The organism is Nibricoccus aquaticus (genome assembly GCF_002310495.1).
Lineage (GTDB): Bacteria > Verrucomicrobiota > Verrucomicrobiia > Opitutales > Opitutaceae > Nibricoccus > Nibricoccus aquaticus.
The window spans coordinates 4,194,317-4,215,290 of sequence record NZ_CP023344.1 but is presented as its reverse complement, the minus strand read 5'-3'; the positions used below and the strand labels follow the sequence as shown (position 1 = coordinate 4,215,290).

The following is a 20,974-nucleotide window of genomic DNA, read 5'->3' as shown; positions in this document are numbered from 1 at the left end:
GTTCCCTTTTCCCGTTGGAGGCGCGGTGCCCTCACCGCGCTTAACGTCAGTCTCGCTTACTACATTAAGCGGGGGGAGGGCCCCCCAGCTCCACAAGCATCCTTCGCTCCGACCTTAGCGTCGTCGCGTCTTTGCGATTAACCAAAAGATCGTCCGCTTTCGGCCCAGCAGCGAAACTCGCCGCATTCGCACGCTGCTCACGCCGTTTTCACCGCCACATCGTGCGCACGCACCGCGTCCTGCACGATGCGCAGCAGATCCGTCATCTGCACCGGCTTCAGCAAATACCGATAGAGCGCCGCCTCGTTCACGCTCCTCAAAAGCATTTCCGGCTTCATGTAACCCGTGACGAGCACGCGCTGCATGTGCGGATACTCCTCACGGCAGCGTACCAAAAAACTCATCCCATTTCCGCCCGGCATCAGATGATCGGCCACGACCACCTTGAATGCCTTCTTCCTCAGCGCGAACTCCGCCTCGCGCGCCGACGTCGCCGTCACCACATCGAACTGCGTCTCAAGCGCGGAGCCGAACATGTCCAGAATCGGCCGCTCGTCATCGACCACCAGGATGGCATCTCGCTTCACAGTGGGATCGGCTGCGTTCGACACGGGGGCTTCGCTCATGAATCGAGACCATGTTTTGCACGCCTCGGTTGGCAAACCGAAATCCCACACCCAACGCGTTCAAAAAAAGTTCACATTCCATTCACGCTCCCACCCGGCTTTTTGTTTGCCACTAACGGAGTTGCGCCGATTTTTACGACACTCGGTATGACGGTCGACGAACTCCATTCAGCCCTCCGCGACCAGCTGCTTTCCCCCGAAGCCGCCGCCGCTCTCACGGTCGCGCAAATCACCGCCCGCAACTCCGCCGGCACCACCCCGCTTCACACCGCCGCCAAGTACGGCTCCCTCCGTCTGCTGCCCGCTGCGCTCCTCACGAAGGAAAATCTCCTCGTCAAAAACGACTCCGGCTACACCCCGCTTCATCACGCTGCTCTTGGCGGCTACTTGAGCCTTTTCCCGCCCGCGCTCCTCACTGCCGAGACACTCAACACCCGCAGCAACTCCGGCTACACCGTCTTCCACGTTGCCGCCGGCAACGGCCACCTCGACCAGATCCCGCCCACACTCCTCACCGCCGAAGCCGTCCAGTCCCACACCGATCTGGGCAACACCCTCCTCCACGAAGCCGCCGAAAACGGCACCCTCGACCGCTTCCCGAAAAATTTCCTCACCCCCGAGCTGCTCACCAAACTCAACGCCTCTGGTGAGACCGTCTTCCACGTCGCCGCGCTCAACGGCAACCTCCGCCAGCTCCCGCCCGCACTCCTCACCCCCGCTGCGGTCCTCGCCACCACCAGTTCAGGCGACACCGTCCTCCACGCCGCCGCCATCGCCGGCCGCCTCGAACAAATTCCTCCTGCGCTTTTCACCCGCGCCCACCTCACGCTCGCCAGCAAGTCCGGCTACACCGTCATCCACGCCGCCGCCGAAAGCGGCCAGCTCGATAAACTCCCCGCCGCCGAGCTCACTGCCGAACTCCTTCTCACGCGCAACGACCACGGCGACACCCCGCTTCACGCCGCCGCCTATGAAGGTCACCTCGACCAGATCCCGCCCGCTCTCCTCACTGCGCAAAACCTCGAAACCCGGAACTACGACGGCGTCACCCCCATCCGCGTCGCCGTCTCCCGCGGTTTCGTTTCCCAACTTCCCCCTTCAGTCCGTCCCAAACCCCCAGGTGCCTTCACGCGCGTGCTCAATAAATTGGGCCTCGCTCGCAGCGCCTGATTCTCCTCCAGCCCTCCAGCCAGTCGTCGCAATGGAAAGTACCGTCAATCCGGAGCAAGCTCACACGCACACTCTAAAACCCTGCGCCTCGCTCTGCTGCTGCAAACGCTGCCTGCTGTTTGCCAACTTCGCCATCGCCTCCGCGATGGCCGTCACCGTCCCCGTATTCCTCTCCTGGCTCGCCGCCCGCATGCAGCTGGGCCACGCCCCGCGCCCCGCCGTCGATGCACCGACCCAGCTCCACGGTTTCGCCGCCTTCGTCCACGACGCCTCCGGCTCGCTCCTGCCCGCCATGTTCGGCCTCTTCTTCGCCGCCAGCTCCGTGACATTCATGTGGGGATTCTTTCTACCCAAGAGTCACAGCAAACGCGCCTTCTCCCGCCTCATCATCAGCCTCCTCGCCTTCGCCGCCAGCCTCCTCCTCACCTACTGGGACCCCGGCCAGGTTTTCAAATGGTGGCTGAATTGAACGGAGAGGTGTAGGAGCGTAGGCCCCCGAGCGACGGATAGTTAAGACAGGATAACCCGACTTGAACGTCGCTCGAAATCGTCCAAGAATCCACCCATGAGCAAATCGGAAATTCTCGCCGAACTTCCAAAGCTATCGTCCCAAGAGCGCGGCGAAATCCTGGAGCAGCTCTGGCGTCTGGAAGAAGCCGCTGGCCTGACTGATTATGAAAAATACGCGCTCAACGACGCGCAGGCCGCGTATGACGCTAATCCCAACGCGGTTTCACCTTGGTCCGAAGTTCAGGCCCGCCTGCGTAAACGCGCATGAGCTGGAGGGTGTTTCTTCACGGCAAAGCGGAAAAGGATCTGATCGCCGTTCAAACATGGTACGACCGGAATCGCCCGCAACTTGGCGATGAGTTTCTCGACGAAATAGCCATTGCGATAAGGCAGCTGGAGACTGCGCCAGAACGCGAACGGCTCTACTTCCTTAATTTTCGCCGCATGCTCATGAGACGTTTTCCGTACAAACTTTCTATCAGATCATCGATGACCGCGTGATCGTCTTTCGAGTCCTGCACGCCAAGCAGTCGCATGAGCACGGACTGCCAAAATAAGATCCCTGCCCGAGGTGCGCATCTCTTGTAGTCCCACGCCTCCGTTGCGGCGCACGCCTGAGTTCCCGCCCCGCATCTTTTGCGTTCCTTTGCGCACCGCCGCTTTTGGCCTTCCCCTTGCTCCCCCGCTTCCTTTCATTGCGCCCTCGCGCACACGCGCCACCACACAGCTTCAACGACTCACTTTTCCCAACCATGAGCACCTCGATCACCTCCGTCATCGCCCGTGAAATTCTCGACTCCCGCGGTAATCCTACCGTCGAAGTCGACGTCAAACTCGCCTCCGGCCACGTCGGCCGCGCCGCCGTTCCTTCCGGTGCCTCCACCGGCGAACACGAAGCCATCGAGCTCCGCGACGGCGACAAGAAGCGCTACCTCGGCAAAGGCGTCAGCAAGGCCGTCGCCAACGTCTCCAAGATCATCGCCCCCGCCCTCATCGGCCAGGACGCCCTAGACCAGCTCACGATCGACGCCATCCAGCTCAAGCTCGACGGCACCGAGACCAAGTCGAAGCTCGGCGCCAACGCCATCCTCGCCGTCTCCCTCGCCACCGCGAAAGCCGCCGCCGCCCACCTCGACCAGCCGCTCTTCAAATACCTCGGCGGACCCAACGCCAAAGTCCTCCCCGTTCCGATGGCCAACGTCATCAACGGCGGCGCCCACTCCGACGCTCCCATCGATTTCCAGGAATTCATGGTCATGCCCCACGGCTTCACCACGTTCTCCGACGGCCTCCAGGCCATCACCGAAATCTTCCACGCCCTGAAGAGCGTATTGAAGAAAAAAGGACTCTCCACCGCCGTCGGTGACGAAGGCGGTTTCGCCCCCAAGCTCGAATCCGCCGAGGCCGCCCTCGACGCCATCTCCGCCGCCGTCAAAGACGCCGGCTACAAGCTCGGCAAAAACATCTTCCTCGCGCTCGATGTCGCCGCCTCCGAATTCTACACCGGCAACGAGACCTACGTCTTCAAGAAGAGCTCCGGCCAGAAACTCACCGGCGACCAGCTCGTCGATTTCTACGTCAAACTCTGCAAAGACTACCCGATCGTCTCCATCGAAGACGGCTGCGCCGAAGGCGACTGGGTCACCTGGAAGAAACTCACCAACGCGCTCGGCGCCACCACGCAGCTCGTCGGCGACGATCTCTTCGTCACCAACACCAAGTTCCTCCAGAAGGGCATCGATACAGGCACCGCCAACTCGATCCTCGTTAAGGTGAACCAGATCGGCTCCCTCACCGAGACGCTCGACGCCGTCCGCCTCGCGCAGACCCACAAGTACACCGCCGTCCTCTCCCACCGCTCCGGCGAGACCGAAGACTCCACGATCGCCGACATCGCCGTCGCGACGAACTGCGGCCAGATCAAGACCGGCTCCCTCAGCCGCACGGATCGCACCGCGAAGTACAACCAGCTCCTCCGCATCGAGCAGCTCCTCGGCAAGAACGCCGTCTACGCCGGCCGCAGCGCCCTCCCGCTCTCCCGCCGCTGATTCCGTTGTAGGGCCTGAGCGTGCTCAGGCCAAAGGTAGGGCGGGTTAACCGTAACCCGCCGACTCGCCGGGCGTGGAGCCCTCTTCACGCCCGGCGACAGTAGCAGCGACTTCACGCTGTGATTTCTCCCCAAGGCCGACCGCGCCCAAGCGCCGTCGGCCTTTTCATTTTAATGGAGGGACGACCTCCGTGTCGTCCACGCCCGGCATGGAGGGTTCGCGCTCGTGCGACGCCATGATCCCCGTGGTCGCGAGTGCCGCTTTACGCGGGAACTGCACCGACCTGCGTAAAGCGGCACTCGCAAAAAATTTAGAACCTCGACCGCGACCGGCTAGCCGCTTAGGCGTTTGTCATGGCGAGAAACTCCACCCCCAAGGCTGCACCGAGTGCAGCCGAATAACACTGTTGGGCAAAGAAAAGATGAAGCCACTCGGACTATCATTCGCGTTTCTATGCGTCTCCGCCGTCTTACGCGCCGACTCGTTTGTCGCTGATCGGCACTGCTCCGGTGTCGCGGAGATTCTCCAAAAGAAGCTTCCGGAGCTTGCGGTAGATCGACTGTTTGAAGCGAAGCGTGATGGCGCCGAGTGGCACTACGCATTCTGGACGAAAGCCGAGAAGACTTGGTTCGAGGAGGTTCGCATTACGGTGCGCCAGAAAGCCGCCTATTCGAGTGTTGTCGTAGTGGAAGTATTTAGACTCGACGGCGGTCTGGTGAAGACCAAGTCGAAGCCAGAGCCGCTGGCTGCCGCTGTGTGGACGACGAAGATTGGAGAGCTACTGAAAGAAGAGCCCAACCAGTCGTTACAGCACAACGCCTCGACGGGGTCCGTTTCGAATTTCCAGTCGCCAGCTCGGCGTGGCTGACCAGTGATCGTTCGGCAAAAGATGAAGCGCCCCACGCATCTCATGATCGGAGGTCTTGTCGCCATGGGCTTCGACGCATCGGGAAGATCTCTCCTCACAGTGTCTCATTCGGGCCGTGCGGTTTTCGCGGTCGAGACTTGGCAGCGCGTCGCACACGATACCGCACTGGCTTATCCAGACGAGGGAGTTGCGATCGGCATTGGGCCGATTGAGGGCAAGCAGGTCGCAGTTCTCTCCCGAGATGAGAATAAAGAGCGAATCGAGATGCACAGTCCTGAAGGCAGTCTCCACTTAGTCGGCGAGTCTGATGGCATCAGCGTCTCATGAAGAAAAAGCCGAACCAGTAAGGATGAGAAAAAGCGGAAAAAGGGGTCAAACTTTGCACTTTGCACACGCATTCCGATAACACGGTCCATCCCTGTGCGCTATGAGCGCCCGTCCGCCTTCGCCTTCAGGGACAGTGCCGGACACAAATCGATAGGCCTGCCTGCCTATGACGGCGTTGTCCTCCGCAGACGTGATCGCACTCAACCCCGCGAGCCCAGCGCTTGAGCCACTTTCCCCAGCAGCAGCTCCGACATCACCGGCTTGCGGATCAGCTCCACCTCGCCGAATTCCCCATCCGCGTTGAACTGATCGTTCTCCAGCATCCCGCTCACAACGATCACATTCACCTGTGGATTTATTTTTCGCAGCGCGCGGATGACTGCCCGCCCATCCATGCCCGGCATCATCATATCCACCACGACCAGCGCGATGTCGCGTTGATGGTGTTCATATAAATCCACGGCGGTCTTTCCGTCCGGGGCTTCAAAGCCACGATAACCGAAGCGCCGCAAGATCGAGAGAAACACATCCCGGATCACCTGCTCGTCGTCGATCACCAGAATGCCTTCGCCGTGACCGCGAGGAATGGGCGAACGCGAATCCAGCGTCTTCGCTTTTTCCACCGCTTCGTGCGCCGGCAGGTAAACATCGAAGCAAGCCCCCTTGCCGACCTCGCTGCGCACCTGCACCACGCCGCCATGTCCTTTGATAATGCCCAACACCGTCGAAAGTCCCAGCCCCGTCCCCTTCCCCGGCGGCTTCGTCGTGAAGAATGGATCGAAAATCCTCTCCAGCACCTCCGGCGGGATGCCCGTGCCCGAATCCTGAACGCCGATACACACATGCGGTCCGGTCTTCAGCGCGGGATGCTGGCGTACGAACTCCGCATCGAGCGTCACATTGCGCGCCGCGATCTCCAGCGTCCCACCGCCCGGCATCGCATCGCGCGCATTGATCGCGAAATTCATCAGCACCTGGTTGAGCTGCGTCACATCGCCCATCACCAGCCCCAGCCCCGCGTCGATCCGCGTGCGCACCTCGATCGACTTCGGCAGCGTTTCCCGAAGCAGTCGTGTCAGCTCCGAGATCAGGTGGCGCAACTGCACCGGTACGCGTTCGCCATCCGATCCTCGCGCAAACATCAGCACCTGCTTCACCAACGCCGCCCCGTGGATCGCGCTCTTCTCGATCGTGTGCAGCATCTCGGCGCTCTCGGCGGAGAGTTTCTGCGACTGGAGCACCTGCGCCGCCACGAGGATTGGCGTGAGCACATTGTTCAAATCGTGCGCGATGCCTCCCGCGAGCGTGCCGATGCTCTCCATACGCTGCGTCCGCAAAAACTGCGTCTCGATCCGCCGCTGCTCGGTGACATCCGTGTTGATAAACAGCACCGACTTCGCCGCCCCCAGGTCGTCGCATACGAGCGTCCAGCGGCTTTCCACAATTAACTTTGCCCCGCTCTTCGTCTGCGGCCGCAGCTCGCCCTGCCAGCGCCCGTCGGCGCGCACCTTCTGGCAGATCGCCACGCACTCGAATTTCCCCTCGGGAAACAGCAAAGGCCGCACATCGCGTTTCATCACTTCATCGCGCGTCCAGCCCAGCAACGCCTCCGCCTGCGCGTTCCAGTACGTCACGCGCCCATCCAGCCCGGTCACGAAAATCGCGTCTCGCGCCTGGTCCAGCAGTGAAGCCTGTTCCCGGATACGCTCTTCATTGCGCCGCCGCTCAGTCACATCGCGCGAGACGACCAGCACGTTGGCCACGCCGCCTTGCTGATCCGGGATCACGCTTCCCTGCGACTCGATGTAGCGCACCGATCCGTCACCGAGCAAAAAACGATATTCCGCGCGCTGCCCGACTCCCGTTCGCACCGTCTCTAAAAAAATCGCCCTCACCCGTTCACGGTCGGCGGGGTGAATATCATCGAACGACATCGTCCCGCGCAGGCTCGATGGATCGCCCAGGATCGTGCGGTAGGCCGGGTTGTTGTAGATACGCCGTCCCGTGGTATCGAGCACCACGATCAGGTCCGCCACATTCTCCGTGATCTGCTGGAAATGCGCCTGACTCTGAAACAACTCGCGCTCCACCTCGCGCCGCCTCGCATGATCTCGCGCCTCGCCCAGCGCCCGCTCGATCGCCGGAATCAACCGGATGCTCCGGTCCTTGAGCACATAGTCCGTCGCTCCATTGCGCAGCGCCTCCACCGCGACCTCCTCGCCGATCGTTCCGGACAAAAAGATAAACGGCGCGTCGGGATAACGTTTTCTCGCGATCGTCAGTGCCGAAAGCCCGTCGAAGCCCGGCATGGAAAAATCCGACAAGATCACATCCGGTGCGCCCGCATCCAGCGCCGCCTCGAAACCAGCCCGGCCATCCACGCGCTCCAGCCGGCTCTCCGGCCAGCGCTTCGCGATGAGCGCATGCACCCAGCCCGCATCGTGCGGATCATCTTCGAGGTGGAGAATGCGCAGGGCAGACATGTGGGCGTGCGGTTACGCGCCGGGAGGCGGCTCATTATGTATCGTCCAAAACGCGCCCACCTGTTTCACCGCTTCGACAAATTTTTGGAACCCCACCGGCTTCACCACATAAGCGTTCACGCCCAGCTGGTAACTCCTCACCACGTCCTGCTCCTCGCGTGAAGCCGTCAGCATCACGACCGGCAAGGTCCGCAGATTGGGATCGCTCTTGATGATTCTGAGCACCTCCAACCCGTCCACTTTCGGCATCTTCAGATCGAGCAACACCAGCAGCGGATTCCCGTCGGTGCGCCCCGCGTACTTCCCCCGCGCAAACAAGTAATCGAGCGCCTCCTCGCCATCGCCGACCAGCACCACGTTGTTGCTCAAATGATAATCCGCTAGCGCCTCCAGCGTCATCTCCGCGTCTTGCGGACTGTCCTCGGCCAGCAGGATTTTTTTCGTCGGGTTGTTCATAAAATCAAGAGACTGCGTCGCGCGCCCGGGCGACCGGCAGTGTGAAATAAAAAGCCGCGCCCGCACCCGGAGCGCTCTCCGCCCAGATGCGACCGCCGTGACGCTGCACGATCCGCCGCACGATCGCCAGCCCCACCCCCGTGCCCTCGAACTCCGACTCACTGTGCAACCGCTGGAAAACGCCGAACAACTTCGGCGCATACTTCATGTCGAAGCCTGCGCCATTGTCCCGCACCGTGATCTCCACCATCACGTCACTTTCACTGCGTGCGGAAACGGAGATCCGTGCCTCCGCCTGCTTGCGCGAGTATTTGACCGCGTTGCCCAAAAGATTCGCGAACACCTGCCGTAGCATCGGCACGTCACACTCGACCTCGGGCAGCGCAGCGATGTCCCAGATCACCGCTCGCCCGTTGATCTCAGGCTTCAAGCTCTCTTGCACTGTAGCCACCATCTCATTGAGCGCCACTTTTTGCCGACGCATCTCGGTGCGACCCATGCGCGAAAACATCAGCAAATCGTCGATCAACGTGCCCATGCGCGCCGCCGAGTCCGTGATCGTTTTCAAATAACGCCTCCCCTTATCATCGAGCGACTCCGCCGCGTGCGCCGCCAGCATCTCGGAAAATCCCGCCACATGCCGCAGCGGCGCTCTCAAGTCGTGCGAGACCGAATAAGAAAACGCCTCCAGCTCCTCGTTGAGCGCGCGCAACTGCTCGTTGGCCGATCCCAGCTCGCGCGAATGCGAAAGCATCTCCGTCTCCAGCCGCTCGCGCCGCGTATCCTGCCCGCCCGCCTGCGGCTCATCCCCCTGCAATTTTTTCGCCAGCACGAACTCGGTGACGTCCTCCGCCCGGTGGATGAGGTACTCCACTTTCTTGTCAGCGCCGAAGACCGGCGAGTTCACCGGACTCCAGTGCCGCTCCTCAAACGAGCCATCCGGACGCAGAATATCGTACCGCAACACCGCCATCGTGTCAGCGCTCCCGGTTTGCAGCACGCGATTGAGCGACGCGCGCACGCTGCTGCCAGCCGTGGTCGTCGGCGCGTCGGCATTCTCGGGGAAAATCTCGAACATATTCCGCCCCAAAATCTCTGCGCGTTTCGTCATGGTCATCGCAAGGTAGGCATCACTGACAGCGACGACCGTGAACTCCGGAGACAGCACAAGATAACGCCCGGGCAACGATTCAAAAAGCGCGCGGAACTGGCGGTGAACATCATCCAGATCCTTTCGCGCCGTCACATCCTCGATGGCCACCAGCGTCATCGTCGTGTGGTTGCCTGCACGATAGAGCTTGCTCGCGTTGATCTCGAAAAGACGCCGCCCCTTTTTCGGCAGATTCACCGACACCTCAAAACCCTCCACCGCTTTCTGCTTCGGCACCACATCCTCCAGCGCCCGCAACAACTCCGGCACGTTCCACTGCCGGTCACAAATCTCCGCGAAACGCCTCCCCGCGACCAACGACTCATCCGTATTGAAGAGCGTGTGAAACGCCCGGTTGGCTGACGCGACCCGCAGATCCTCCGTCAGCACGATCAACGGCTGCCTCACCGTATTGACGATGCTCTCCGCCTGATCGCGCGCGTGCGCCACCACCGCCTCCGCGCGTTTCCGCTCCGCGATGTCCACCGCCGTGATCCGCCACTCGTCCACTCCGCCCGTCGATTGCGCCGCCGTCAGCCAGACCGGCCGCTTCTTTCCGTCCCGCGCCACGAACTCCAGCTCACGTTCATGAAACGCGGCTGAGGTATCCGATCCGCGCAGCCATTTCGCGATATCCGCGCGCATCTCAGGCGCGCAAAGCGCTTCGAGCGTGAGCCGTGTCAAGCCCGCCCGCTCCAGCCCCATCCAGCGTAGCAACGTGTCGTTCATGGCCGTGATCTGCCCGCCACCACTCACCGAAAAATAACCGCACGGCGCCTGGTTGTAGAGATCCTGGATGCGCTCCGAAGACGCGACCAGCTGGCGGCGCGCTTTTTCGCGCTCACGCAGCTCGCCGCGCAATCGCAAGATCGGCCAGCCCGTGAGGATCAGACTAAGGAAAAATCCTCCACCGATGGCCGCGTACACCCAGTTGAGCCTGCCCTCCGATCGCTTCACCCGCATCCCCAGCAATAATTTCTCCTGCTGCGCGAGGCCCTCGATGACGTCCATGACGAGCGCCATCGTTTCCAGCCCGTCGCCCAACAGGCGCTCCCTCACCGCATCGGTGAGAGTGCCGCCGCTCCGCAACGCGACCACTTCCTGAATAAGACCCAGCCTCCGCGCAATCAGCGGCCGAAGCGTCACCAGGCCATCCACCTGCCGCCTGTTGTCGCTCACCAGCATGCTCAGCTCATCGAGTCCGCGTTCAATTCCCATCCTGCTCTCAGCGATTTCGTCGATAAACACCGGCTTCGGCTCCAGCACAAAACCGCGCGCGGCTGACTCCGCACCCTTCAAATCGAACTTCAACCGCTCCAGCCGGACCAGCACTTCCTGCGTGTGCACCACGCGATCATTCGCATCGCGCAACGCATGGATCGTCCTCACCGCCAGCCAGCTCACGGTAATGAGCACCGCGCAGGAAAGGATCATAGCCCAGAGGGTTATCTTATCATTTGTCCCGCTCATCACCGGGAATACGGCTAACAAAAATCGGACGCGGGGAAAGTGTTCTTTCTGCGTTTAGGAAAAAAGGACGCCCGTCCTTTGCGCATCTTCACACAGGTTCCCTGCGTAATTTCGCAGACGCGATCAGCATAACTTCACTCTACCCTGCTGCGCCGTTTGCTCAGCGAATCAACCGCGACACGAAGCGTCCACTCTCGATTGCCGGCCGCTGACCGTCGCTTGCGTCCGCTGCTGCAGGCTCCGCGCTCAGCTATAATCGTACAGCGCCGGATCGCGCCTGAGCGCGCGTTGCGCCGGTTTATAGCGATGCCGCTTCTCCTTCGGCTCGGGTGCAGGCCCTCCCGGTCCGCCTTGACCATTTTCATCCGACGGACCTCCACCGCCGAGTTGATCTTCGAGCGACTCTGGGTCGGCGCCTTCTTCGAGTTTGCGCACGACCTCCTCCATCTCGCCGTCGATCTTCTCGCCCGTCATCTCCGCCATCCGCCGCATCATCCGCCCCATCGCGCGCGGATCGTTTTCGTCCACCGATGAAAATTCTTTCTCCATCACCCCCATCGCCGCCTCCATGCGCGCATCTTCCGCTGCATCGCCCGGCGCGCCCGCATCGCCAGCGGCCTCACCGGCCTCGGTGCTTTTCCCGCCGCTGGTCACCGCAAAAGCCGAGACCGCTTTCTGCATCCGGAACTTCGGATTGTCCGGGCACTTCGGGATCGTGCGCCCCTGCGCGAGCGTCTTCGCGAAGAATTGATAGACCGTATGGTTATCCGGGCAGTAATACTCGTAGATCGGCATGAGGCGCAGATTGGTAACGTGAAGACATTTCTTAAGCCGCCGCCGCGAGCGCGCGACACTTCATTTCTTGATCTGCGCGCCGCGCACGATCGCCCCGCTGCCCCGCGCGGCCTTCAACGCATCGAGCGTCGCCGCCAGGCGCTTCCGCTTCTCATCGCCCTCCGCAAACATCTCCAGCTGCGCCTGCGGCGCCTCCACGCCCGAAAGCTTCACACTCACCAGCCGCAACGGCCGCCGCTTCGTCCACGCCTGCTTCAACAGCGGCGCGATCCACGGATAAAACGGCGTCTCCAGCTCCACCGCCTCCGGCAGGCTGTGTCCGGCCGAGGCTTGCTCGAAATCGGGATATCGCACTTTCACCGTGAGCGTGCGCACGCGTTTCCCGTCGGCGCGGATCTTCGGCAGCAAGTCGTCGATCATCCCTTTGGCGACGCGCTCGATCTCCGCGAAATCAGAGATGTCTTTCCCAAACGTCTCCTGCTGCGAGTACGACTTCGCGTCCTCATGCTCCGTCTCGACGACGCGATCGTCCTCGCCGCGCGCCATCGCCAGCATCCCGCGCCAGCCTTCGCCAAACACCGATCGCAGCTCTGCCTCCGGGCGCTCGAATAAATCCCGCACGCGCTCGATGCCTCTCTCCTTGAGCGACGCTTCCGTTTTCGTGCCCACGCCCGGCAACCTGCCGATCTCCAATGGCGCGAGAAACGCCGCTTCCGTCCCCGGCGGCACGACGATGAATCCGCGCGGCTTGCGGAGCTTGCTGGCGATGGCCGCGATGAGTTTGTTCGAGGCGAGTCCGAACGAAACCGTGATCTGCAACCGATCCCAGATGCGTTGCTGCAACCCGCGCACGACCGCCTCGACCGCCGCCGCCGTCTTATGCCCGCACGGTCCGACATCGAGATACCCTTCATCGATCGAGTTCCGCTCCACGTACGGCGTGAGCTGTTCACACAGGTCGAAAAGCTTCCGCGAGTATTCGCCGTACACGCCCGCCGTATGCGGCACGAGCACCAGATCGGGACACACCTTGAGCGCTCGCTGCGTCGGCATCGGCGTATACACGCCGCACGCCCGCGCTTCATAGCTAGCCGAGGAAATAATCCCGCGCTCGCGTCCTCCGACCGCGACTTTTTTCCCACGCAACGACGGATTCAACGCCTGCTCGACCGACACGAAAAACGCGTCGGCATCGAGATGGACGATGGTCGGGATCGGCATCCGCACAGAGAAATCCCAAACGCCAAAATTCCAAACGCCAAAATCTCCGCCCGATAATTCCGAGGTGAAACGCGCCTTTCCGGCGCGTTGTTCGCCATCCCCCTCGCTCAGCCCGCAGCCACCGCCATCGCCGGCAGATGATTCAGGAAGAGATCGAGGATCGCCGGATCGAACTTCGTTTCGCGCATCCGGCGCATCTCCGCGATCACGAGATCCTCTTCCCACGCGGGCTTGTAGGCGCGTTGTGAAAGCAGCGCATCATACACATCGGCCACAGCGACGATGCGCGCATCGAGAGGGATATTTTCACCCACAAGTCCGTGCGGATAACCGCTGCCGTCCCAGCACTCGTGGTGCGCAAGCGCGATGCGGGCCGCGCACTGGATGATCGGCCAGGGACTGCCATCGAGCATCCTGAAACCAATCATCGAATGAGATTTGATGACTTCCATCTCCTCGCGCGTCAGCCGGCCCGGCTTGCTGAGGAGCTCTTGAGGCAGACCGATCTTGCCCAGATCGTGCAACGGCGTCGCATAGTGGAGTTCCTGGATGCGCGTTTTATCGAGCCCCATGAGGCGGCCGATTTCGCAGGCGTAGCGGCTCACACGATCGAGATGAGAACTGATCGAAGTATCATGCGCTTCACAGGCGAGACGCAGACGCACCGCGATCTCGATGCCGGGATTTTTTGGGTCGAAGGTGCTCATCGGCGATCCTCCTGAGGCTGCAAACCAGCCTGGGCTGGCGCGCGCAGACGTCGGCGGCGCTCTTTATTCTGATAGAGTGCGGCGTCAGCGGCGGCGCTGAGTTCCTCGATGTCGTGCGGGCCGGCCTTGTCGAAGTAGGTCACGCCGTGACTCGACTCCAAATTGTAGATCACGCCCGCCTGCGCGTTGCGCACGGAGAGCACGACATCGAGCGACGAGAGCGTTTGCTCGGCCTGCCCGGGGTTCATCTCGACGCCCATCGCAACGAATTCATCGCCGCCGAAACGCGAGAGAAGCGAGTCCTTGCGGAAGACGCTCTGCAACGTGAGGGAAAATTCTTTCAACGCCTCGTCACCCTTAGCGTGACCGTGGACGTCGTTGATCTGCTTGAAACGATCCAGATCGAAATAGACCAGATAGCCGCGCAGGTCGGATTTCTTGACCTTCTGGATCACGTCCGGATTCAGCGTGTTGAAGCCGCGGCGGTTGTAGAGGCCGGTGAGTTCGTCGATAACGGCGAGCTGGCGAATCGTGCGCTGGAGGCGGTGACGCTCGATGGCGTAAACGATGGCGCGATCAAGCGTGAGGTAGTTAAAATCCCCTTTCAGCAGAAAATCCTGGGCGCCGATCTTCACGGCCTGGAGTCCGACTTCGTCGCTGTTGTTCGCCGTGAGAACAATGATCGGCACATCCGGAGCGACTTCGATGATTCGGGCGAGTGTGTCGAGTTCGCGGCTGTCGGGAAGATTCAGGTCGAGCAGGATGACGTCGAACTCCTCGGTCTTGAGCGTCGTGACTGCTTCGGCGAGGCGCGCCCGATGCGTCGCCGCATAGCGATTCGACGGCGATTTTTTCAACATCTGCTCCGTGATCTTGGCGATCATGAGCATGTCTTCCACGAGGAGGACTTTGATGGTCTGGTAGAGCATGGGGTAGCAGCGACCGACGAAGGATTCTCTCAGCTATCGGCTATTTTGCCACGGTCTTGACCAGTTTTTCGTCGGCTTCGTCGTCGCGGACGATGCGCGGGGTAAGGAAAAAAATCAGTTCGGTGCGCTCTTTGTTTTCATACTTCCCGGTGAATGCTTTGCCGAGCAGCGGAATGTCGCCGAAGAGCGGAATTTTGCGCTTGGTGACGCTCGCGCTGTCCTGGACGAGTCCGCCCATAACGATGGTCGAGCCATCGCGGACGCGGACGATCGAGGAAGCCTGGCGGATGTCGATGACGGGGGCGCTGGTGTCGTTACTGGCGGAAAAATCCATCCGCACCAGCCGGCTGACGGCGGGGGTAATATCGAGCGTAATGCGTCCATCGGCCGCCACCTGAGGTGTGATCGAAAGCACAGTGCCCACAGTAATGTTAGTCACGGTTTCCGTCGTGGTGATGACCGGCGGGCTGCCGGGTGACTGGGTGACCTGGCGGGTGAAGATGGGGATGTCCTGGCCGACGCGAACGACGGCGGGCTGGTTGTTCAACGTGCGAAGCCGAGGCTTGGATACGATCTTGAGCTCGCCCTGTTGCTTCAACGCATCGAGTACGGCGGAGAACTCTCCGCGCTGGTGACGGATCTGGATGCCGGGCGCGCCCGGGGCGGTGCCATAAACGGGATTCTGGATGATAAGACCTCCACCTGAACCGAGGCCGAGTTGGCCGGGAATCGTGTTGAAGGAGCTATCCACGCGATTGGAGATTTGCTGCCAGTTGATGCCGAGCTGGAACGAGTCGCTGAGGGCGACCTCGTAGATTTCCACTTCGAGATCGATCTGGCGGACGACGCTGTTGGTCACCGCGTGAAGGTAGTCGGCGATCATCTCAATGTTACGGTGGCTGTCGCGAACGAGGATCGTGCCGGCAAGGCTGTTGACGGTGTAGGAACCGCCTGCGGAAACCATCGACTTAAGCTGATCGTTGAGATCGCCCCAGAAGTTGATCGTGGAGGTGTTGGTCACCGTCATGGTCGAGCCCTCCGAGCCACCGCCCGACGAACCGCCGCCGCCGCCACTGGAGCCTCCGCCGCTGGAACCGCCGCCCGAGCTGATCTGAACGGCGTTCGAGCCCTGACCCGAGCGTGTGGCTTGGATGTAATCGATCTGGAAGATGCGTGTCTCGCGGTTGCGCACACGTAGCAGGCCTTTGTCCTGGACGAAATAGTAGCCGTTGGCTTCGAGCAGCGAGCGCATCGCAAGATCGAGCGGAAGATCTTTGAATTCCACCGTCACGTCCCCTTCGATGTCGAGGTCCGGGACGATGTTGAGATTGTTCGCGCGGGCGAAGATCGCGAGTGCCTGCTTGATGGGCACGCCCTCGGCGCGAAAGCTGAAAGACGTCGGTGGCACAGCGGCCAGCGGCGCGGGTTCGACGGCAACGACTGCCGGAGCAGAGGCGGCGGACTCCTGGGCGGAGAGCGGAGCCGTGAGCATCAACGCGGCGAGGATACAGATCTGGGCGGTCAATGCCGGGGTGTTTTTCATGGGCCGTTGGGGCTTAGCTATCGGTAGAAAGTGAAAGTGCGGCCGCTTTGAGCGCGGGCGTTGTGAGTGTGAAGGCGGCACCGAGCGCGATGAAGTCGCGGCCTTTCCAATGCGTCACCCACACGCCGTCTTGCGTGGCGGTTTCGATGGTGATGCGGCCAAGCTTGTCGCCGACGCGGCAGATGCGCTCGTTGATCAGGGCGTAGGTGCCGCCGTTTTGGGTCCAGAGCGCGGTCAGGCGCACGGTTTCGACGACATCGGGCGCGGGGACTTTTTCCGCAGGAGTCGCGGAGACGGCCACCGCTTTGGCGCGAGAGGAAAAGGGATCGCGGGTGGCGGCTGGATTGCCGGAAAGTTCTTTGATCGCATCTCGAACGCTTCCGGCGTCCGCCGTAGTTCCGGAGGACTCGCCGCCGGGAAGTTCACCGTTTCCCGCATCCTCCGCAACCTCGGACACGCCCGGGCTGCCGCCCGCCGGTATCAGCGAATGGGCGACAAACGCCACAGCGGCCAGCGCGAGCACGCCGACGACCCAGGGATTGTTAAGGAGTTTTTTCATGCACAACAGGGCAGACCAGGCGGAAGTTAACCTCGATGGCCTGCCATTTCTGGTCATCGGCACGGACGGCGAGCCTCATGAGGTCGATTCGTTTGCCCGCACTGGCGAAGCGGTCGAGCAGCGCGAGCAGGTTGACGAAGGGCTCGGTGTTTCCCGGGCCAACCACGAGCTTGCCGCGAACAGGAATGAAGGAAACCAGCGCGCCTTCCGGTGCCGAGTCGGCGGATACTTCGGAGCTGATCAAAGTCGCGTCGAAACCGCGATCGGCCGCCTCTTTCTTGAGGCCTTTCAGAAACGCGGCGGCCTCGGCCGGAGAGTCGAGCAGCTGGCGTGAAGCCGAGGCGGCGCGCTCGTTGAGTTCGGCGACTTGTTGCTCGGAAGTGGCGAGTTGGAGCATCGCGATCTCGTCTTCGAGAGCGATCAACGGGAGCGCCGCCTCGGTCTCGATGCGGACGCGCGGGGCGTGGATGGCGAAATACCAGACAGCGAAAAACAACATGCCCGCGCATGGCACGAGTACCGGCAGTGCGCGTTTCAAACGCGCCCATGCAGGAGCATCCGGCCAGCCGGGGACCTCGGTCAGCATCAGCCAGAAATTCTTCAGGGCGTCGGGGGGCTTAGTTTTCAAAGAGCGTTCCCTCCAGGTTGAAGCGTTGGGCGCTGGGCAGTTCGGTGCCTGCGACAGGGACCGGCGCGAGCGCGCGAGTGGCGTCGTTGAAGCGCGCGCGGAGCGGGCTGCGCACGAGGACTTTCTGAAATGCGGTCAGCGCTTCGCGGGCGGTCTCTTCATCGCCGTCGATCTGTCCATCGAGACGGAATGACCACGAGGCGGTGGCGGCATCCCACTTCACCTGGAAGTCGGTGAGGCTGGCATCGGCCGGAAGCGCGGCGGAGATAAACGCGAGCAGGCGGGCGGGCACGGGCGGGAGGCGGTCTTCAGATGCCTGTTTGATGAACGCGCGGTGGGCGTCGGCCGAGTTGTTGCGCTGTTCCAGACGGGCACGCGTCTCGTGCAAGGTGGCTTCTGTCGCCGTGAGACTGGCGAGGCGTTGGCGTTCCTCCTGCCAGCGCGAGGAGCGGCTCCACGCATCGAGCGTCATGAGGCCGAAGCCGAGCCAGCAGCCGGCGATGAGCGCGCGGCGGACGAATTGATGGCGGCGCTTCCGGCCGAGGTATCCGGCAACCAGATTCACGGGGTGTCGCGGCGAAAGGCGCGCGACGGCCTGCAGCCAGTCAACGGGAGCGGAGGCGCGGACGGTGATTTCTTTGCCGGAGCCACAGCGGGCCTGCACCTCGGTGCGGGCGGCTTCGCTGGCAGCACCGAGCAGCCACACGCGGTCGATCACCGCGCTGAACTGCTGCTTGGCGTAGAGCAGCGAGCGGTTGACCTCGACGCCGAGGCGCGCCGGATCGGCGTCCCAACGCGCGAGCAACGTGCGGGAGAACAGGAGCTGGCCGTCGTTACGCGCGGCGAGCACGGTGGTGGTTGAGCCGGTTTCCGCAGCGAGCAGCACGGGCTGGTCTTTGGGCGTTTCGAGCGATTCGAGAATGAGCTGAAGCGGTACCGAGACCGGCAGGATGCGCGTGAGGTCGAGACGACGCGCGAGCAGCAGGCTGTTGAGGCGTCCGTAAAAAGCCGACGGCAGCATGTGCAACACGAAGGCCGCTTCCTGACGCGCTGAGAGCGTGCGCTGGCTCACCCAGAGAACCGGCTCCTGCTCTTTCTCATGACGCTCGACGCGTCCACGCAGGTAGGAACGCGAAGCCGCTTCGGAAAATCCGGGGGCCTGCTCCGCTTGATGGATGAATTGATCGTGCGCGAGGATCAGGAAAACCTCTTCGCCTTTGAACCCGAGCGCACCTAGCGCGGAGTCGAACGCGTATTCGAAATCCTCGATGCCGGGCACCTCGACGTCGCACGCCCAGGAGGCGACGAGAGTCTGGCGGCGGAAGACGGCGGCGTGAAAGGAGCCGTGCATCCAGGCGATGCCGAGGGTGTCGCTGTTGCGCCGCATGAAGCCGCGGGAGGCGGGTTTCGGACCCGGAGCAGATTCGGGAGCAGGAAGTGGCGACGGCGTGTTCATTGGGGGAGCCAGCCTTTCAGGTCCGTGTAGAGGAAATTTGCATCCCGGCCTGCGACGACATAGCGATAATCATCAGTGCCATTTGGTTTTCTGAGCACCAAGATGTCGCCGTCTCTGAGTATGAGATCGGGCCTGATCACTGTCACATTTGCCGTTACCGTGGTGAGTGATCCGGATGTGTTTTGCCCATCGGGGTGAAGCACCACAAAGCTCACAGTGGTGGGCACGGACGAAGTATTCGCGCTGAGCACGATCCTATTGATCGGTAACTGCGATTTTAGATTCACCCGCTCGATAAGCAAATACTCGCCCTGCCCTGCCCAATTGGCCGCAAAGAGGCCAGCCGCTGCGCCACTAGGAACGGAATTATCCGCAGTGTTCCAGATGGCATCGAATTGCGCGGAAGTAGCGTTTGCCGGTACGGTCAGACCACCGCGCATACTCGATAGTATTAGAACGCGTGGACGCGGTGTAGACGCCGTGTCGTATAGAAAAGAACGATTATTGTTCCTTCGGTTCGCAAGTACATCAGCGGCGCTCAGCGAACCAAACGTTGAGAGATCAACATTCCACGCAGTAATAGGAGCCGTTGGTTTGAGTCCGGGCAGATAACCCCGAGATCTCAAATGTAGTTTTGTCTGGTCTCCGAGATTGCGAAGCGTCTCCGCCTCTGCACGAACGGCGGCGCGCTCGATCATCTTGAGCGTATTGGGAACAAGCACCGTCGCCAGGATCGCCATCACGGCCATGACGCCGATCATCTCGATCAGAGAGAAACCGGCGCGGGAGGCACATGCTGAGGGGCGTGAACGTGTTTTCATTTCACATCCCACAGTTGAAGGATCGGGAGGATCACCGAGAGCGCGACGATGCCGACGACAGCAATCAGGCTCACCATCATCAGCGGATCGAAGACCGCGAAGACGATCTTGATGCGGCGCGGGATGATTTTGTTGTAGTAATCGGCCACGCTCTGGAGCGCGAAATCGAGGCTGCCCGAGCTCTCGCCGGTCGCGATCATCGTGATGAGCGTCGGCGTAAACACATCGTGTTGCCCGAGGCATTTGTGCATCGGCGTGCCTTCGAGGACGCCGCGGCGGACATCGACGAGCGCCTTTTCCACGGCGCGGTTGCCCACGAGTTGCTGGCAGATTTCCAAGCCGCGCAGCAGCGTGATTCCCGAGCGATAGAGCATCGCGAGGTTCTGGCTGAAACGGGAAAGTGCGAACATGCCGACGAGCGGTCCGAAGATCGGGATGCCCATGAGCGCGCGATCAAACGCGACGGCGAATGCAGGTACTTTGAGCGCGATCTTCAACCCGATGGGCACGCCCACGATGACGATGAGCAGCACCGGCCAGTAGCCGATCAACGCGTCGCTGATCGCCATGACGATGCGTGTGAGCATCGGCACTTTTAAGTTCAGCTCCGTGAGCAGGCCGACGAAGCGCGGGACAACAAACGTGAAGAGCAACAGCACGAGCGCCGAGGCCGCGCCCATGACCATCAGCGGATAAATGAGCGCCTGGCGGATGTCGCCGGTGAGCTGATCCAGCCATTCGTAGTAGGTGCTCAGGCTTTCAAAAACTTCGGGGAGCTTTCCACTCACTTCGCCCGCCTCGACCATCGCAGTGATCTCGCGCGAATAGACCTTCGGGTAACGCGCCATCGCCTGGTTGAGCGGGACGCCGATGGCGACTTGTTCGCGCACGCCGGCGAGGACGGTGCCGAGCTTGGAGCCTTCAAAATCCAGAGCGAGACGCTCGAGTGAATTCGGGAGCGTGATGCCCGCTTTGAGGAGCAGCGACATCTGCACGAAGAACGCGATGAGCTCGCTGCGCTTTACTTTGAGGGAGCTGATCTGGCCGTCGCTCGAACCGGCGAGCGCGGCACCTTCTTTCGCTTCGAGCAGCCAGACGCCGGCGGTGCGCAGACGGGCTTCCAGCGTGGTCACGCTATCGGCTTCGAGCACGCCGGAGATCGTCTGGCCAGCAGCGTTGTAGGCGCGGTAATGGAAGGCGCTCATGG

21 protein-coding genes are annotated in these 20,974 nt (G+C 61.7%); 7 read left to right on the top strand and 14 right to left on the bottom strand.

Features of this window, described 5'->3' with window-relative positions:
- Nucleotides 1-197 precede the first annotated feature (197 nt).
- The gene (locus tag CMV30_RS17045) at nt 198-626 is read right to left on the bottom strand and encodes a response regulator (protein WP_096057145.1); all 429 of its coding nucleotides are present in this window, start codon (nt 624-626) and stop codon (nt 198-200) included.
- Nucleotides 627-773: 147 nt separating this feature from the next.
- Here CMV30_RS17045 and CMV30_RS17040 point away from each other — a divergent pair, with 147 nt between their 5' ends.
- From CMV30_RS17040 to CMV30_RS17010, 7 genes are all read left to right on the top strand, one after another.
- Complete coding sequence (locus CMV30_RS17040; RefSeq protein ID WP_096057144.1) at nt 774-1,796, top strand: ankyrin repeat domain-containing protein; 1,023 nt, start codon at nt 774-776, stop codon at nt 1,794-1,796.
- 31 nt (nt 1,797-1,827) lie between these two features.
- Entirely contained in the window at nt 1,828-2,265 is a 438-nt protein-coding gene (locus CMV30_RS19985) for a hypothetical protein (protein WP_096057143.1), read from the top strand.
- A 96-nt stretch (nt 2,266-2,361) separates the two neighbouring features.
- Nucleotides 2,362-2,574, top strand: coding sequence for an addiction module protein (locus CMV30_RS17030; RefSeq protein ID WP_096057142.1), 213 nt, complete (start codon nt 2,362-2,364; stop codon nt 2,572-2,574).
- Nucleotides 2,571-2,807 carry a type II toxin-antitoxin system RelE/ParE family toxin gene (locus tag CMV30_RS17025; protein WP_096057141.1) on the top strand — a complete coding sequence of 79 codons (237 nt, stop codon included), beginning with the start codon at nt 2,571-2,573 and terminating at the stop codon, nt 2,805-2,807. Before CMV30_RS17030 ends, CMV30_RS17025 begins: the two co-directional genes overlap by 4 nt.
- A gap of 251 nt (nt 2,808-3,058) precedes the next feature.
- Nucleotides 3,059-4,354 carry a phosphopyruvate hydratase gene (gene eno / locus CMV30_RS17020; RefSeq protein ID WP_096057140.1) on the top strand — a complete coding sequence of 432 codons (1,296 nt, stop codon included), beginning with the start codon at nt 3,059-3,061 and terminating at the stop codon, nt 4,352-4,354.
- 406 nt (nt 4,355-4,760) lie between these two features.
- The gene (locus CMV30_RS17015; RefSeq protein ID WP_138223355.1) at nt 4,761-5,222 is read left to right on the top strand and encodes a hypothetical protein; all 462 of its coding nucleotides are present in this window, start codon (nt 4,761-4,763) and stop codon (nt 5,220-5,222) included.
- Nucleotides 5,223-5,243: 21 nt separating this feature from the next.
- The gene (locus CMV30_RS17010) at nt 5,244-5,549 is read left to right on the top strand and encodes a hypothetical protein (RefSeq protein WP_138223354.1); all 306 of its coding nucleotides are present in this window, start codon (nt 5,244-5,246) and stop codon (nt 5,547-5,549) included.
- A 200-nt stretch (nt 5,550-5,749) separates the two neighbouring features.
- Here CMV30_RS17010 and CMV30_RS17005 read toward each other — a convergent pair whose 3' ends face one another.
- The 13 genes from CMV30_RS17005 to CMV30_RS16945 form a co-directional block, all read right to left on the bottom strand.
- Complete coding sequence (locus tag CMV30_RS17005) at nt 5,750-8,032, bottom strand: hybrid sensor histidine kinase/response regulator (protein WP_096057137.1); 2,283 nt, start codon at nt 8,030-8,032, stop codon at nt 5,750-5,752.
- A gap of 12 nt (nt 8,033-8,044) precedes the next feature.
- Entirely contained in the window at nt 8,045-8,488 is a 444-nt protein-coding gene (locus CMV30_RS17000) for a response regulator (protein ID WP_096057136.1), read from the bottom strand.
- 4 nt (nt 8,489-8,492) lie between these two features.
- Nucleotides 8,493-11,072, bottom strand: a complete 2,580-nt coding sequence (locus CMV30_RS16995; protein WP_175414930.1) for an ATP-binding protein — start codon at nt 11,070-11,072, stop codon at nt 8,493-8,495.
- A 282-nt stretch (nt 11,073-11,354) separates the two neighbouring features.
- Nucleotides 11,355-11,903, bottom strand: coding sequence for an FmdB family zinc ribbon protein (locus CMV30_RS16990; RefSeq protein ID WP_096057134.1), 549 nt, complete (start codon nt 11,901-11,903; stop codon nt 11,355-11,357).
- Between the two features lie 60 nt (nt 11,904-11,963).
- Nucleotides 11,964-13,124 (bottom strand): DNA polymerase IV, encoded by a 1,161-nt coding sequence (gene dinB, locus CMV30_RS16985; protein ID WP_096057133.1) that lies wholly within the window; start codon nt 13,122-13,124, stop codon nt 11,964-11,966.
- Between the two features lie 107 nt (nt 13,125-13,231).
- Nucleotides 13,232-13,831, bottom strand: a complete 600-nt coding sequence (locus tag CMV30_RS16980) for an HD-GYP domain-containing protein (RefSeq protein ID WP_096057132.1) — start codon at nt 13,829-13,831, stop codon at nt 13,232-13,234.
- Nucleotides 13,828-14,760 (bottom strand): GGDEF domain-containing protein, encoded by a 933-nt coding sequence (locus CMV30_RS16975; RefSeq protein WP_096057131.1) that lies wholly within the window; start codon nt 14,758-14,760, stop codon nt 13,828-13,830. Before CMV30_RS16975 ends, CMV30_RS16980 begins: the two co-directional genes overlap by 4 nt.
- Nucleotides 14,761-14,800: 40 nt before the next feature.
- Complete coding sequence (locus tag CMV30_RS16970) at nt 14,801-16,303, bottom strand: pilus (MSHA type) biogenesis protein MshL (RefSeq protein WP_096057130.1); 1,503 nt, start codon at nt 16,301-16,303, stop codon at nt 14,801-14,803.
- Between the two features lie 13 nt (nt 16,304-16,316).
- Entirely contained in the window at nt 16,317-16,862 is a 546-nt protein-coding gene (locus CMV30_RS16965) for a hypothetical protein (RefSeq protein WP_096057129.1), read from the bottom strand.
- Nucleotides 16,846-17,490, bottom strand: a complete 645-nt coding sequence (locus CMV30_RS16960; RefSeq protein ID WP_138223352.1) for a hypothetical protein — start codon at nt 17,488-17,490, stop codon at nt 16,846-16,848. Before CMV30_RS16960 ends, CMV30_RS16965 begins: the two co-directional genes overlap by 17 nt.
- The gene (locus CMV30_RS16955; protein ID WP_096057127.1) at nt 17,480-18,946 is read right to left on the bottom strand and encodes a hypothetical protein; all 1,467 of its coding nucleotides are present in this window, start codon (nt 18,944-18,946) and stop codon (nt 17,480-17,482) included. Before CMV30_RS16955 ends, CMV30_RS16960 begins: the two co-directional genes overlap by 11 nt.
- Complete coding sequence (locus tag CMV30_RS16950) at nt 18,943-19,767, bottom strand: type II secretion system protein (protein ID WP_096057126.1); 825 nt, start codon at nt 19,765-19,767, stop codon at nt 18,943-18,945. The genes CMV30_RS16955 and CMV30_RS16950 overlap by 4 nt, the downstream gene beginning before the upstream one ends.
- Nucleotides 19,764-20,972 (bottom strand): type II secretion system F family protein, encoded by a 1,209-nt coding sequence (locus tag CMV30_RS16945; protein ID WP_096057125.1) that lies wholly within the window; start codon nt 20,970-20,972, stop codon nt 19,764-19,766. The genes CMV30_RS16950 and CMV30_RS16945 overlap by 4 nt, the downstream gene beginning before the upstream one ends.
- Between the last annotated feature and the right edge of the window lie 2 nt (nt 20,973-20,974).

What these genes read in the sequence shown, in the direction of transcription:
- CMV30_RS17045 (WP_096057145.1), bottom strand. Translation starts at nt 626, where the DNA reads ATGAGCGAAGCCCCCGTGTCGAACGCAGCCGATCCCACTGTGAAGCGA.
- CMV30_RS17040 (WP_096057144.1), top strand. Translation starts at nt 774, where the DNA reads ATGACGGTCGACGAACTCCATTCAGCCCTCCGCGACCAGCTGCTTTCC.
- CMV30_RS19985 (WP_096057143.1), top strand. Translation starts at nt 1,828, where the DNA reads ATGGAAAGTACCGTCAATCCGGAGCAAGCTCACACGCACACTCTAAAA.
- CMV30_RS17030 (WP_096057142.1), top strand. Translation starts at nt 2,362, where the DNA reads ATGAGCAAATCGGAAATTCTCGCCGAACTTCCAAAGCTATCGTCCCAA.
- CMV30_RS17025 (WP_096057141.1), top strand. Translation starts at nt 2,571, where the DNA reads ATGAGCTGGAGGGTGTTTCTTCACGGCAAAGCGGAAAAGGATCTGATC.
- eno (WP_096057140.1), top strand. Translation starts at nt 3,059, where the DNA reads ATGAGCACCTCGATCACCTCCGTCATCGCCCGTGAAATTCTCGACTCC.
- CMV30_RS17010 (WP_138223354.1), top strand. Translation starts at nt 5,244, where the DNA reads ATGAAGCGCCCCACGCATCTCATGATCGGAGGTCTTGTCGCCATGGGC.
- CMV30_RS17005 (WP_096057137.1), bottom strand. Translation starts at nt 8,032, where the DNA reads ATGTCTGCCCTGCGCATTCTCCACCTCGAAGATGATCCGCACGATGCG.
- CMV30_RS17000 (WP_096057136.1), bottom strand. Translation starts at nt 8,488, where the DNA reads ATGAACAACCCGACGAAAAAAATCCTGCTGGCCGAGGACAGTCCGCAA.
- CMV30_RS16995 (WP_175414930.1), bottom strand. Translation starts at nt 11,072, where the DNA reads ATGATCCTTTCCTGCGCGGTGCTCATTACCGTGAGCTGGCTGGCGGTG.
- CMV30_RS16990 (WP_096057134.1), bottom strand. Translation starts at nt 11,903, where the DNA reads ATGCCGATCTACGAGTATTACTGCCCGGATAACCATACGGTCTATCAA.
- dinB (WP_096057133.1), bottom strand. Translation starts at nt 13,124, where the DNA reads ATGCCGATCCCGACCATCGTCCATCTCGATGCCGACGCGTTTTTCGTG.
- CMV30_RS16980 (WP_096057132.1), bottom strand. Translation starts at nt 13,831, where the DNA reads ATGAGCACCTTCGACCCAAAAAATCCCGGCATCGAGATCGCGGTGCGT.
- CMV30_RS16975 (WP_096057131.1), bottom strand. Translation starts at nt 14,760, where the DNA reads ATGCTCTACCAGACCATCAAAGTCCTCCTCGTGGAAGACATGCTCATG.
- CMV30_RS16970 (WP_096057130.1), bottom strand. Translation starts at nt 16,303, where the DNA reads ATGAAAAACACCCCGGCATTGACCGCCCAGATCTGTATCCTCGCCGCG.
- CMV30_RS16965 (WP_096057129.1), bottom strand. Translation starts at nt 16,862, where the DNA reads ATGAAAAAACTCCTTAACAATCCCTGGGTCGTCGGCGTGCTCGCGCTG.
- CMV30_RS16955 (WP_096057127.1), bottom strand. Translation starts at nt 18,946, where the DNA reads ATGAACACGCCGTCGCCACTTCCTGCTCCCGAATCTGCTCCGGGTCCG.
- CMV30_RS16950 (WP_096057126.1), bottom strand. Translation starts at nt 19,767, where the DNA reads ATGAAAACACGTTCACGCCCCTCAGCATGTGCCTCCCGCGCCGGTTTC.
- CMV30_RS16945 (WP_096057125.1), bottom strand. Translation starts at nt 20,972, where the DNA reads ATGAGCGCCTTCCATTACCGCGCCTACAACGCTGCTGGCCAGACGATC.